At 45.3% G+C, this 13,525-nt stretch carries 14 protein-coding genes; 3 read left to right on the top strand and 11 right to left on the bottom strand.

Annotated features, from left to right (window positions below):
* The first annotated feature begins 44 nt into the window (after window positions 1-44).
* The gene (locus CBX96_RS11615; protein ID WP_109286803.1) at window positions 45-977 is read left to right on the top strand and encodes a LysR family transcriptional regulator; all 933 of its coding nucleotides are present in this window, start codon (window positions 45-47) and stop codon (window positions 975-977) included.
* Window positions 978-1,142: 165 nt separating this feature from the next.
* Here CBX96_RS11615 and rho read toward each other — a convergent pair whose 3' ends face one another.
* Window positions 1,143-2,408 (bottom strand): transcription termination factor Rho, encoded by a 1,266-nt coding sequence (gene rho / locus CBX96_RS11620; protein ID WP_109286804.1) that lies wholly within the window; start codon window positions 2,406-2,408, stop codon window positions 1,143-1,145.
* Between the two features lie 211 nt (window positions 2,409-2,619).
* Window positions 2,620-2,946: a thioredoxin TrxA gene (gene trxA, locus CBX96_RS11625; RefSeq protein ID WP_011070766.1), complete on the bottom strand. Its 327-nt coding sequence runs from the start codon at window positions 2,944-2,946 to the stop codon at window positions 2,620-2,622.
* Window positions 2,947-3,098: 152 nt separating this feature from the next.
* Here trxA and rhlB point away from each other — a divergent pair, with 152 nt between their 5' ends.
* Window positions 3,099-4,418, top strand: coding sequence for an ATP-dependent RNA helicase RhlB (rhlB, locus tag CBX96_RS11630; RefSeq protein ID WP_109286805.1), 1,320 nt, complete (start codon window positions 3,099-3,101; stop codon window positions 4,416-4,418).
* The gene (locus tag CBX96_RS11635; RefSeq protein ID WP_109286806.1) at window positions 4,419-5,345 is read left to right on the top strand and encodes an exopolyphosphatase; all 927 of its coding nucleotides are present in this window, start codon (window positions 4,419-4,421) and stop codon (window positions 5,343-5,345) included.
* 73 nt (window positions 5,346-5,418) lie between these two features.
* Here the strand turns inward: CBX96_RS11635 and CBX96_RS11640 are convergent, their stop codons facing one another.
* From CBX96_RS11640 to CBX96_RS11680, 9 genes are all read right to left on the bottom strand, one after another.
* Entirely contained in the window at window positions 5,419-5,955 is a 537-nt protein-coding gene (locus tag CBX96_RS11640) for a thioredoxin family protein (RefSeq protein ID WP_109286807.1), read from the bottom strand.
* Between the two features lie 147 nt (window positions 5,956-6,102).
* Entirely contained in the window at window positions 6,103-6,501 is a 399-nt protein-coding gene (gene mutT / locus CBX96_RS11645; RefSeq protein ID WP_109286808.1) for an 8-oxo-dGTP diphosphatase MutT, read from the bottom strand.
* A 34-nt stretch (window positions 6,502-6,535) separates the two neighbouring features.
* A complete protein-coding gene (yacG, locus tag CBX96_RS11650; RefSeq protein WP_109286809.1) occupies window positions 6,536-6,745 on the bottom strand; it encodes a DNA gyrase inhibitor YacG in 210 nt (69 codons plus the stop codon).
* 122 nt (window positions 6,746-6,867) lie between these two features.
* Window positions 6,868-7,602: a cell division protein ZapD gene (gene zapD, locus CBX96_RS11655; protein ID WP_109286810.1), complete on the bottom strand. Its 735-nt coding sequence runs from the start codon at window positions 7,600-7,602 to the stop codon at window positions 6,868-6,870.
* Entirely contained in the window at window positions 7,595-8,212 is a 618-nt protein-coding gene (gene coaE, locus CBX96_RS11660) for a dephospho-CoA kinase (protein WP_109286811.1), read from the bottom strand. Before coaE ends, zapD begins: the two co-directional genes overlap by 8 nt.
* 92 nt (window positions 8,213-8,304) lie before the next feature.
* On the bottom strand, window positions 8,305-9,231 hold the full coding sequence (locus CBX96_RS11665) for an A24 family peptidase (RefSeq protein ID WP_109286812.1): 927 nt from the start codon (window positions 9,229-9,231) through the stop codon (window positions 8,305-8,307).
* A 54-nt stretch (window positions 9,232-9,285) separates the two neighbouring features.
* Window positions 9,286-10,551, bottom strand: a complete 1,266-nt coding sequence (locus CBX96_RS11670) for a type II secretion system F family protein (protein ID WP_109286813.1) — start codon at window positions 10,549-10,551, stop codon at window positions 9,286-9,288.
* 129 nt (window positions 10,552-10,680) lie between these two features.
* Window positions 10,681-12,390 (bottom strand): type IV-A pilus assembly ATPase PilB, encoded by a 1,710-nt coding sequence (pilB, locus tag CBX96_RS11675; RefSeq protein ID WP_109286814.1) that lies wholly within the window; start codon window positions 12,388-12,390, stop codon window positions 10,681-10,683.
* A 69-nt stretch (window positions 12,391-12,459) separates the two neighbouring features.
* The gene (locus tag CBX96_RS11680; protein ID WP_109286815.1) at window positions 12,460-12,894 is read right to left on the bottom strand and encodes a prepilin-type N-terminal cleavage/methylation domain-containing protein; all 435 of its coding nucleotides are present in this window, start codon (window positions 12,892-12,894) and stop codon (window positions 12,460-12,462) included.
* Window positions 12,895-13,525 lie beyond the last annotated feature (631 nt).

Here is a 13,525-nt window from a genome sequence, read left to right on the forward strand (position 1 = left end):
AACGGGGTAAACTTTGTAATTTTTTCAAAGGATTTTTGAAAATCATGCTGCTGAATGATCTCGCACTATTTGTTCGCGTTGCCGATTGCGGCAGTATTTCAGCTGCTGCGGTTGAAATGGAACTCTCGGCTGCATCGGCGAGCGCAGCGATTAAACGGCTTGAAAAACAACTCGATACTAGCCTATTTGTACGTACGACCCGAAGCCTGAGATTAACTGCTCAAGGTGAGCGCTATCTTATTCATTGCCGACGCGCTTTGAGTGATCTCGCCCTCGGGGAGCAGGCGATTGCCAGCGATAAAGGTAAAGTCTCTGGCACCTTGAGCCTGTCGGTTTCATCCGATTTTGGGCGTAACTTATTTGTCCCTTGGCTCGATGACTTCCTGTTAGATTTTCCGCAGCTACAGGTACGGCTGCATTTGGGCGATAACATCAGCAGCTTTTACCACGATAAAATTGATGTCGCGGTGCGTTACGGTAAACCTCAGGACTCCAATCAGGTCGCTTTTCCGATTTGCTGCGCCGACCGATTGCTATGTGCTTCACCTGAATATCTCGCCAAGTTTGGCAAACCCGAAACCTTAGAACAGCTAGCGCAGCACAATTGCTTGTTTTATAAACTCGATGACCGCACCCATGATCAATGGCAATTTGAGCGTGATGGCCAGGAATTTAAAATCCGCGTGACGGGCAATCGCAGCGCCAATGATGCAGAAATTGCGCGTCGTTGGGCCGTAGCTGGTAAGGGTTTAGTGTTCAAGTCGAGCTTAGATCTGGCGGAGGATATTATGGCTGGGCGCCTTGTGCCCTTGCTACCTGAATATCGCGGTGAGTCGGTTAATTTATACTTAGTGTGTCCAGGGCGTGAGCATGTCACGCCCGTGGTGCTGTTACTTCGTGAAATGCTCAGGCAACAGACTCAAACCTTAAGTCGAGCCCTGGCGACGTACCTCAAATCTGAAACGCAGTTTAAATAACAATTGAATGCAGGAATCTAAGGGAGTTCATAAGTGGATTGCCTTCGTGATTTCCTCTTTGAAGAGGGCTCAACGCTCTGTGATTTAATCTTGTACTGCCAAACTCGGTGCAATAAAAAAGCCGCATTAAGCGGCTTTTTTGAAAGATTTGACCCTAAACCTAGATTAAGACTTAGCGCGTTTCATCGCGGTGAAGAATTCTTCGTTAGTCTTAGTCATCGCCAGTTTATCGATCAGGAATTCCATTGCGCTGACTTCATCCATTGGATTTAAGATCTTACGCAGGATCCACATCTTTTGCAGTTCATCAGGTGCGGTCAGCTTTTCTTCGCGACGAGTACCACTGCGGTTGAAGTCAATCGCAGGGAATACGCGTTTTTCAGCGGCCTTGCGTGACAGATGCAGTTCTTGGTTACCAGTACCTTTGAACTCTTCGTAAATCACTTCGTCCATTTTCGAGCCGGTATCAACCAATGCGGTGGCAATAATTGTTAAGCTGCCGCCGTTTTCGATGTTACGAGCCGCACCGAAGAAGCGCTTAGGACGGTGCAGGGCGTTGGCATCCACACCACCGGTTAACACTTTGCCCGATGATGGGATAACAGTGTTGTAGGCGCGAGCCAAACGAGTGATAGAGTCGAGTAAGATCACAACGTCTTTCTTGTGCTCAACTAAACGTTTGGCTTTTTCAATGACCATTTCAGCCACTTGTACGTGACGGCTAGCTGGTTCGTCGAAGGTCGATGCAATCACTTCGCCTTGAACTAGGCGTTGCATCTCGGTCACTTCTTCAGGACGTTCATCTATCAGCAGTACCATCAACACCACTTCTGGGTTGTTGTAGGTGATTGACTGAGCAATGTTTTGCAGTAATAAGGTTTTACCCGCTTTTGGTGGCGCGACGATCAGACCACGTTGACCCTTACCGATAGGTGAGCATAAATCCAGAATACGGGCAGTGATGTCTTCAGTAGAGCCATTACCACGCTCCATGCGCATACGTTCTTCTGCGTGGAGTGGAGTTAAGTTTTCAAAGAGGATTTTGTTGCGAGAGTTTTCAGGTTTATCGAAGTTAACTTCGTTAACTTTTAGCAGGGCAAAATAACGTTCACCTTCTTTTGGTGGGCGAATCTTGCCAAAAATCGTGTCGCCCGTTCGCATGTTAAAGCGGCGAATTTGGCTTGGTGATACATAAATATCATCCGGGCCAGCTAAGTAAGATCCATCTGCACTACGTAAGAAACCGAATCCGTCTTGGAGTATCTCTAATACACCGCCACCGAAAATGTCTTCGCCGCTTTTGGCGTGGGCTTTAAGAATAGAGAAAATAATGTCCTGCTTGCGAGCGCGGGCCATATTTTCGAGTTTCATATTTTCGGCTAGCGAGACTAGGTCGGATATCGGCGTGTCTTTTAATTCAGTTAAGTTCATGTTGGGGATCTTGTGTTACGCGACAAAGCTTACCGCGATCAATCAGTAAAGTTTGTGATTCAGGATAGTGATTGACGAGCGAGAAGTGGTTTAGTTAGAAAGAATCTGGTTATTAAAGTAGCACTAACAAAGCGGGGCGTCCAGAAATTTAGGGGTATTCCGGCACAATTAATTAAAGCTTGTGCCGGAGGTCACTCATAGCGACAACAAATTAGATTTGTGCGTCGATGAACTCTTTTAATTGAGTTTTTGACAGTGCGCCAACTTTAGTTGCCGCTAATTCACCGTTCTTGAATAACAGTAAAGTTGGGATACCACGAACGCCATATTTCGCTGGAGAAACGTTGTTTTGGTCAACGTTTAATTTAGCGATAGTCACACGACCTGCGTACTCTTCGGCAACGTCGTCAAGGATTGGAGCGATCATTTTACATGGACCACACCATTCAGCCCAAAAGTCTACCAATACTGGTAAATCGGCCTTTAATACGTCGTTTTCGAAGCTGTCGTCGCTCAGGTATATAATTTTATCGCTCATGATGTTCTCCAGTTTGGTTGCCATTGCTGGTTTGTTAATGGCTTACCATGTATATTGGGGCTGAAAAATAGCTTTTCAAGTTACCTTTTTACAATGTGGCTATTTCAAACGATCGAGTATCTTATTGCAACCCCAAATGGTATGCTTGCGCTATGAGCCAAACACATTTATCTAATCAAAAATTTGCCGACCTTCCTCTGCATCCAGAGGTTAAACAGGCACTTGCCGAAAACGGCTTTGAATTTTGTACGCCGATTCAGGCGTTATCATTACCCGTATTACTTCAATCAAAAGATATCGCCGGCCAAGCCCAAACGGGCACGGGTAAGACAATGGCGTTTTTGGTTGCCACATTTAACCATTTATTGTCGACGCCTGTTCCTGAAAACCGTCAGTTAAATCAGCCGCGCGCCATCATTATGGCTCCAACCCGTGAACTGGCGATTCAAATCGCGAAAGACGCAATTCTACTTGCCAAACACACTCACTTAAAGGTGGGGATTGTTTACGGTGGCGAGAGTTATGATGTTCAGCGTAAAGTACTCGATCAAGGTGTTGATATCTTAATCGGGACGACTGGACGTATTATTGACTATGTGCGCCAGGGTATTATTAGCTTAAATGCGATTCAAGCCGTAGTGTTAGACGAAGCCGATCGTATGTTCGACCTTGGTTTTATTAAGGATATTCGTTTCCTATTCCGACGTATGCCCAGTGCCGATCAGCGTCTGAATATGCTGTTTTCGGCGACGCTTTCGATGAAAGTGCAGGAGCTCGCCTACGATCATATGAATGATCCTGTGAAAGTCGAAATCGCCCCCGAAGAAAAAACCTCCAAGAATATCAAAGAAGAAATTTTCTATCCTTCCCAAGAAGACAAAATGCGTTTGCTGCTGACGCTGATTGAAGAAGATTGGCCAGAGAAGGCCATTGTTTTTTCAAACACTAAGCACAGCTGTGAAAACCTATGGTCTTGGCTTGAAGGGGATGGACATCGCGTTGGTTTGCTGACGGGTGATGTGCCGCAGAAGAAACGTATTCGCATTCTCGAGCAATTTACCCAAGGCCAATTAGATATTCTGGTCGCGACTGACGTTGCCGCGCGCGGACTGCATATTTCCGATGTTTCCCACGTCTACAATTATGATTTACCTGATGATTGTGAAGATTACGTCCACCGTATTGGTCGTACTGGGCGTGCGGGTAACAAAGGTGTATCGGTCAGTTTTGCCTGTGAAGAATACGCTCTGAATTTGCCTGCGATTGAAACCTACATCAATCACTCTATTCCTGTGAGCAATTATGACCGTGATGCCTTGCTGGAAGATATTCCGCCGCCGGTCAAAATTCATCGCAAGCACCCTGCGGGAGCACGCAATTTACGTGAACGCTCAGGTGCAGGGCGACCACAAGGTGCCCATCGTAGTGGTGGACGTCCACCTCGCCATGACAGGACGCGTAGACAGCCTTAAATGCCAACACCCGCTTATGCCGCCATTACTTTAGGCTCTAATAGCTTTAATATGCTGATCGCTAAGACAAAAGGCGGTCAGCCACACATTATTGCTAAATACAAACGTAAAGTAAGGTTAGCCGAAGGCATTGGCGAAGATGGTCATCTAACCGCAGAAGTGATGCAGCGTGGCCTAGATTGTCTAGCAATGTTTGCCCAAATGTTAGCGCTGCATAAAATCCATCCTAATCATGTCGCTGTAATTGCCACCGCGACACTGCGTTGTATCCATAATGCCGATGAGTTTAATCAGAAGGCGATTCCGCTCTTGGGTCATCCGATTGAGATTATCTCAGGCATGCGTGAGGCAGAGCTGATTTATCAAGGCATGGTGGCGACCACTTGCGGCCAAGGTCGACGTTTAGTGATCGATATTGGTGGCGCGAGTACCGAGTTTATTATCGGTGATGGCCACCAAGTTCAGTTTAAGACTAGCTTACCTATGGGCAGCGTGACCTTTAACCGCCGCTTCTTTAACAATGCCCCGTTGCAAGAGCTCGATTTCGACGATGCCAAGCAGGAAGTGTTGGAAGTCTTAGGTGAACATAGGCAAAGACTAAAAGATTTAGGGTGGCACTGTGTGGTGGGGGCCTCTGGCGCGGTGCAATCTGTGGTCGAAGTCTTAATGCACCGTAAGCAGTCTGAAATCATCACTTTAGCTGTGTTGAATCAGCTTAAAGCGGAAATCCTTGCCGAAGAACATGCCAGCCTTATGGGGATTCTCGGCCTAAGTACCGAGCGCGCACCGACATTTGCCGCTGGAGTGGCGATTTTACTCGCGCTCTTTGAATTCTTGGGCATTGAGCAGTTGGCACTATCGGGCGGCGCCCTACGTGAGGGGGTGTTAGTGATGCTGGCGCAGCGAATTTTAGAAGAAGCGATTTAACCTCAGCTCCATTTTAAAAAGATAAAGGCCGCCAAGTGTACACTTAGCGGCCTTTATTATTTAACTGATTGGATTACTTTAAGATTTCGACTAAATCTTTTTCGAGCGAGACGGTTGGACGCTCAACGATACGGCCAATTTCTTTACCCTGTTGTAGCACGATAAAGGTTGGAATACGTTTGAATTCGTATTTTGCCGCCAGTCCTTCTGGATCTTGCTTGCTGCGATCAACCCCAATATAAGTCACTTTGATATTGGGGTTAGCCACTTCTTCCATAATGCGAATAAAGCGTGGAGTTTCGCGATGGCAGTCTGGGCACCAAGTGCCGATGATGACGACGATTTCGGTTGGCTCAGCGATGTTCTTAAGAGGGGCTAAGGATGCGGTATCCACCTGATAGCTCTTGTAGCCCTCAGCAAACTCATTGAGATCTTTTATTAAATGTTGCGCTTCAACTACACCAGTTAAAATCACTTCTTGTTTCTCCTCGCTGCAGGTGGCAATCAAGCCCTGTTGTTGCTCTTCAAAGCCACAGCCGCCATTTGCTAGTACTTGGCAACTAAAAAATAACGCGGTCGTGGCGAGTAGTGCTTTGACGTTATTGTGCATGATATGCCCTCGAAATCGAAGAAGAATAATGAGTTTGCATTCAAACACTAATTTGCGCTTTCTAAAAGTTGCGGATGAATTTGCTGCAACCCAGATCACGTAACGCTAATGTAAAACCTAAATCTTGCCTGCAAAATAGTGGTGTTGTTACTCGGTTTGTGCCAATAACTTACTGAGGATCGGTTTATTGGCGTCGGGGAAGTCGTAACTACTTAGCTCATGTTTATTGACCCAAGCAATCTGTTGCCCTTCAAGCCCTTGCGCTTCTCCCGTAAATTCACTCACAGTGTGAATATCGAGTAACACTTGTTTATCGGGATAATCGTAGCTTAGCGCCATAAAAGGCTCGCTTGCGCTGACGATTAGCGCGACTTCCTCTTTTAGCTCACGAATCAAGGCTTGGGTGACGGTTTCGCCCTGTTCGACTTTGCCTCCAGGAAATTCCCACTTACCGCCTTGATGTAAATGCTCAGGGCGCTTAGCGAGTAAGATTTGCCCGTTAGGGTTGAGGATAATGCCGACGGCAACATGAATGCGTTTTGTCATAAAATTCTGCTTATAAAGGGCTGATTATTGAGTATTACTCTTTGAAAAAGCTTTCTTCGTCGTAACCGAGTTCCTCTAATGCGTCGAGGTCAAACTCAGATTTGACCGGAATAGCATGTTTTTCGGAGGCCCAATCGCCGAGGTCAATCATCTTGCAGCGCTCGCTACAAAAAGGTTTGAATTCGGATTGTGGAACCCATTCTACTGGGGTTTTACAAATGGGACAGTTGACGGTTAACGGCATAATAGACTTCTCCTTAGCAGTCGACTGAAATAACAAGGGAATCGCTGAGAATCGCAAATATGCCCTGTAGGCAAAATTGGCTTTAACTCGGCAGCAGCTTAGAGGTCGTTAGTGTAAAGGCTTCAGGCACAGGTCGCTAGTAGGAATTCGATGCTGCGGTCTGAGTGGCGCTGCTGGTCGAATTGGACAAAGTGGATGGCGTAGCGATTGCGATGACCACTGATGGTGGGGTAGCAGCCGTGGGCGGCATCGACTTTGACTCGTACTAACGAGAGTGCTTGGGTACTATCACCTTGGTAAAAACCGGCATGGGCGGTGGCGTTATCGAAATGGGCGGTACTGCGAGTTAACTGAAGCAAAAGCATGATGGGAGTGAGAAGGGGATCAAAATGGCTGATCCAAGCTTGGTAATCCTGCAGTCTTTCTTCCCAAGGTTTGGCGAGCCAAAAATGCAGTTGGGGAAGATCGAAGTTGCAGCAGGCGCCTGGCATACCAAAACGCTGTCGCAGAGCCGATAAAAATCGGTCTTGTTTGAGTTGACTGCCGCAGCGATCGGGGCGCTGTAGTGGCTCTCTGGCTTGCATTAATGCTTGAATGTAAAACTCAATCTGTTCGCTATCGACATGGTCGAGCTCTTGCCATTTACTCAGTTGTAGCAGATTGCGCTCAATATCTTTAAGAACTTCATTGCGATAGTCGCAACGCTCCGATAATTCGCACAGGGAGAAAAGAGGGTAGAAACATCTATGCTGGTGGTCTTGATTTAGGTTATTACAGAGCTGTTTATTGAGATATTCGAGCCGCAAGTAGCTACGGATTTTCTCATTTAAAGGCTGTTCATAAACTAAGTCAGTCATGGGCGTTGTGATTACCGGATAATTGTAAATAGCGCTGGTGCAATGCTTGCACCTCTTGTTTTAGTTTTGATATCTCTCCCTGATTATCAATAATGTCGTCGGCTCTGGCGAGCTTGTCACTGCGACTACATTGGCTATTAATGATGTTATTTACCTGAGTGGCGTCCACATTGTCCCGTTTTACGGTACGGCTGATTTGCAACTCCGGCGAAATATCCACCACTAAAGTCCGATTGACTAACCTATCTAACCCGTTCTCAAATAGCAAGGGTACAACCATAATTACATAGTCAGAGGTCGCATTTTCGACTTGAGAAAGCATTTCTTGGCGGATCATAGGGTGGAGTAACTGATTCAACCATTGGCGCGCTTGTTCATCGCTAAATACCCGCTGCCGCAGTTGTGCCCGGTCAAGCTCACCAGCCTCGGTTACTATTTCAGTGCCGAAGTGAGTGATAATGGCTTGAAGTCCTTTTGAGCCTTTTGCTACCACTTCGCGAGCGACTATATCAGCATCGACTAAATCGACACCTTCTTCGGCAAATAAATTGGCAACGGTAGTTTTTCCGCTACCAATGCCACCCGTTAGACCTACAACAAACTTGGACATAAGATTCCCATCTAGATAAGGCACTTAATTGATTTGGACTATCCTGACCGATATTGAATGCTAAACACTGAAGAAAGATACAGACAGTGTTTTTATAGCGTACTTAGATACCAATCGACTATAGGTTGTCCCCAGATCAGAGCTATCCAACCAGCAGCGGCAATATAAGGCCCAAAGGGGATTGGATTAGCTAGCTGATTGCGTTTGAGTACGATGAGCGTGATACCAACGAGGGCGCCAACTAAAGAGGACAGTAAAATGACTAGGGGGAGCATTTGCCAACCTAGCCATGCACCAAATACGGCGAGCAGTTTAAAGTCGCCATAACCCATGCCTTCTTTACCTGTGAGCAACTTAAACAGCCAAAATACCGACCAGAGACTCAAATAACCCGCTGCAGCACCTATAACGGCATCGGTTGGAGTAGTAAAGGTATGGTTGAGGTTAATGAGTAATCCTAGCCATAGGAGTGGAAGGGTCATCCGGTCTGGCAGTAGCATCTCATCCAGATCGATACCCGTTAATGCAATCAATACAAAGGTTAATACTGCAGCAAACACAAATTGCCAGCTAGGACCAAAATGCCAAGCGAGTGTTGCAACTAATAATCCTGTTACTAACTCAATAATTGGATAGCGTGAGGATATTGGAGTATCGCAGGCGGCGCATTTTCCTCTGAGCATTAACCAGCTCACAATCGGCAAATTATGCCAAGGTTTGATTGCGGTCTTACATTTAGGACAGGCGGAGCCTGGTACCACTAGATTGTATTTTTCAGGGTAAGTATCTATCGGCTTGTTGAGCTTTTCTATGCCAATCTGCTTTACAATATCAGCATGATATTCCTGTAGATACTGATTACATTCCTGTTGCCATTCGCGCTTCATCATCACCGGAAAGCGGTGAATGATGACATTTAAGAAGCTACCAATAGTGGCGGCAAACACAAAACTTAACGTAATAAACAGCCAAGGACTCTGAGCTAGAGAGTGGCTTAAAAGAGAAATAAAGTCTGACATTAGTAGTTCTTATTCTTACTCATTAAATCAGTTAGTTGGGTTCACAATGCAAGCTTAACCCACGACATTACCCATTTGGAAAATCGGCAGATACATACCGACAATTAAACCGCCGACCAAGGTGCCAATGACTACCATCATAATGGGTTCGATAAGGCTTGATAAGCCGTCAACGGCATCATCAACCTGCATTTCATAAATATTAGCTACTTTATTGAGCATATTATCGAGTGAGCCAGATTCTTCACCGATCATCACCATTTGGATCAGCATATCGGGGAAAAGCCCTGTGGTGCGCATGGCGATGTTCATCTGCATCCCCGCCATCACTTCTTGGCGTACTTTTAATAACGCAGCTCGATAAACCGCGTTGCCAGAGGCTCCAGCCGCTGATTCCATGCCATCAATTAAAGGCACCCCTGCCGCAAAGGTCGTGGCTAAAGTACGGGAAAATCGTGCCATCGCTGCTTTATGCAATATCTCGCCGATAACGGGAATTTTAAGCACAAGCTCGTCTATTCGGTCCCTAAACATTTGCGAATTGCGGTGGGCGCGGACAAATGACCAAATACCTATAACTATTGCAGCGAAGAAAAGATACCAAGAGCTTTGCATGAAACGAGATATATTAATAATTAATTGAGTAAAAGCAGGGAGCTCTGCACCAAAACCTTTAAAAATTTCTTCAAATTGTGGCACCACGAATAGCAATAGCAGAGTTGTTACTAGAACAGCAACAACTACCACAGCAGCAGGATAAAACATTGCTTTTTTAATTTTGGACTTTAAGGCTTCTGCCTTTTCTCTATAGGTTGCAATGCGATCAAATACGGCATCGAGGGAACCTGAGTGCTCACCCGCCGCGACCAAATCAACATAGAGATCATCAAAATAGCGTCTATGGGGGCGTAGTGAGTCTGAGAGGGGAATACCCGATTGCACTTCTGCCAATATTGTACCGAGTAGCTCGCGCATTTTTTGCTTTTCATGGCCACGGCCGAGCATTTCTATAGTGGTAACTAAGGGGACACCTGCTGCCAGCATAGTTGCAATTTGGCGGGTCACCATGGCGATATCCATAGGTTTGATATCGGGATTTCGAGCGAAAAGAGGTGATGCCTTTTTGCGGACAACTTTAGGGTTTACCCCTTGAAGTTTAAGCTGGCTTTTTACCTCGGCCACGCTGGCGCCCTTTAACTCGCCACTCGTTTTTTTGCCGTCGCGGTTTAAGCCTTTCCATTCAAAGGTATAGATCTTAGGTTGGCTTTTTTGCTCGTTCTTTTTGGCACGAGGCTTTTTTACTGTCGTTGCCGTCGCCATAGATAGTCCCTATTAGGCATTAATTAGCTATGAGTTTATTGTCACTAGATTAGTATATATAGCGAAACAAAAAGTGGTTATATAAAACCGTTAAGCGAGCTATGTAGCGTAGCCTAAAAACTATGTGTTTTAAAAACTTGTTACTCGGTTTACTTCGGCAATACTGGTAACCCCTTGGATAACCTTGAGTAGGCCAGATTGACGAAGGTCACGCATCCCCTGTGTTTTGGCTTGCTCGGCAATTTGTAATGAGTTGCCACCTTCCATAATGGTGCGGGCAATTTCATCGGACATTTTCATCACTTCGTAAATACCCACCCGTCCTTTATAGCCGCCAGAACAATGCTCACAGCCTACAGGTTTGTAAGTGGTAAAGCCTTGGGCTATTTGCTGTTCGGTAAAGCCTAGACGCTGTAATTCATGCTCGGGAATATGCTCTGCCTCCTTGCATTCAGTGCAAAGCCGTCGTGCCAGTCGCTGAGCAATAATAAGATTCACCGAACTGGCGATATTGTAGCCTGGTACACCCATATTTATTAAACGGGTTAAGGTTTCCGCCGCCGAGTTTGTGTGTAAGGTTGATAATACTAAGTGGCCAGTTTGTGCAGCTTTAATGGCAATTTCGGCGGTCTCAAGATCGCGGATCTCACCCACCATGACTACATCAGGGTCTTGACGCAAAAAGGAACGTAGCGCTGAAGCAAAGGTTAAACCTGCTTTTAAATTAATATGAACTTGGTTTACACCTTCAAGGTTAATTTCAACTGGGTCTTCGGCGGTAGAGATATTACGCTCTGCAGTATTGAGGATATTTAAGCCCGTATAGAGTGAAACGGTTTTACCTGAGCCTGTTGGGCCTGTTACCAAAATCATTCCTTGGGGTTTTGCCAGCATCTCAAGGTAGAGCTTTTCTTGATCAGGCTCATATCCTAGTTTTTCAATGCCGAGCTGTGCGGAGGAGGAGTCCAATATCCGCATTACGATTTTTTCGCCCCAAAGGGTCGGTAATGTACTTACCCGAAAGTCGATTGACTTAGTGCGGGATAGTTTCATTTTAATTCGCCCATCCTGAGGGACGCGGCGCTCGGCAATATCGAGTTTCGACATCACCTTTAAGCGAGCTGATAAGCGCCCCGCCAAGCTAATCGGTGGTTCGGAGACTTCATGTAAAATACCGTCGATACGAAAACGAATGCGGTAGCGTTTTTCATATGGCTCAAAATGTAAGTCTGAGGCCCCTTTACGAATGGCATCTGTAAGAATCTTATTGATATAAATGACGATAGGTGCGTCATCACTACCGTCTGCAGCGTTTTCCTCTTGGCGCTTATCTGTATCGGTAATCTCAATACCCGCTAAAGCTGCTTCGTCCATGCCGCCTAAATCGAGGCCAGTGATATCTTCTTCTAATATTTTTTCAAGAGCTTTAGCGAGTTTATCTTCTTCAACTAGGATGGCTTCGGCATGTAGGCCTGCACTAAATTGAAACTCTTCGAGGGCGGCAATATTGGTTGGATCTGAGGTGGCTATATAGAGGCGATTACCACGTTTAAACAGGGGCAAGCAGCGATGTTTTTCAATCAGCTTTTTATTAATAAATTCTTCGGGAATGGCACTGATATCAAACTCGGCTAAATCCAGCAGCGGAGTGCCGTATTCCTCATAGCAAAGCTCAGCAATAGAGCGGGCCGAAATCAGTTGAGTTTGGACTAAGGTAGTAACGAGAGTCTGTTTGGTTTGACGGGATTTAGTGATGGCATTAGCCATCTGCTCTTCATTAAGTAGGCCTTTACGGATAAAAAGAGTGGATAAACCTAGATGAAGGCCTGTAGTTGGCATTATTCTTCTTTTCTTTAGTTAGATAACGGGAACAAATGTTCCCGTTATGTCTTTCAACCTTATATCAACTTAGCATAGGTCTGCTGGGGTGCAAACACCTGCCCATGTGACAGCCCCTGTAGTTGTATTTGGTGTTGGAGTTAATACGTATGTTGAGCCTGCCAATGCAGTAGGCGCATCAGTTGGGGGTGTTACCGTGATCACTCCTGCAGCTACTGATACTCCAGGAATACCAGCTGCAGCAGCAATTGTTGCTGGAATACCAGCTGCACCAGAATTGCATGTAGTTAAAACACCTGTATTTACTTGTGAACAGACTTCTACCGCAGTTTTTGCTGCACCAGTTGCATTAGTCAATGCAGTAAAACGAGCCTTGTTGGTGTAATTTTGATACGCAGGTAGTGCGATTGCAGCCAAAATACCGATAATGGCAACTACAATCATTAACTCGATCAAGGTAAAACCTTGAGCTTTTTTATTTAAACCTTTATTTAATGCTTTCATTTCTTTCTCCAGCTTACACAGTATTAATTAACAAGTTAACTTGTAGTCACCCAATGATAAGTAAAAATGTTTATTTTACAATCACTTTTACTTATCTGTTTTACTTTTGAACTCTAGTCACTGTGGACAGTGCTTACAACCGATAAGCCTATACTATGTTGGCTGATAAATCGATTTAAACTGTAACAATTTACCAACATACCATCTTGTATAGGTCATCGTTTGATGTATCGTCAAACATTTTGCATCTATCAATGTGCTCTTTAAATGTGGCTAATATGCTATTGAGGTCGCAAGCCACATCAAATTGCACTGGTTTCTTACTCTGGTTTCGCGCATAAAGGGTTCAATTTGCCCAAAACAATGTCACCCGTTACAGACGCTATACCTAACTCGCTATACTTAACTCTTTTGGCAAGAAGCTATGTGTCATGAATAAGCACTTCACATATCCCTTGCGCCAATCCTTTGCTGTCTTTCTGTATCCCTTTATACAGTGAGTGAGATACAAAAATTCCATGTCTTTAGTGTGCCTAGCATGTTGCTATTTCCACTTCCATAAAAGTTAGTACAAAGTTAAAAAAAAGGGAACTGCTTTTTGGTGAAAACACTAATAAAATGATAAATTTGT

The sequence above is a fragment of the Shewanella sp. BC20 genome (assembly GCF_003129585.1).
GTDB lineage: Bacteria > Pseudomonadota > Gammaproteobacteria > Enterobacterales > Shewanellaceae > Shewanella > Shewanella seohaensis.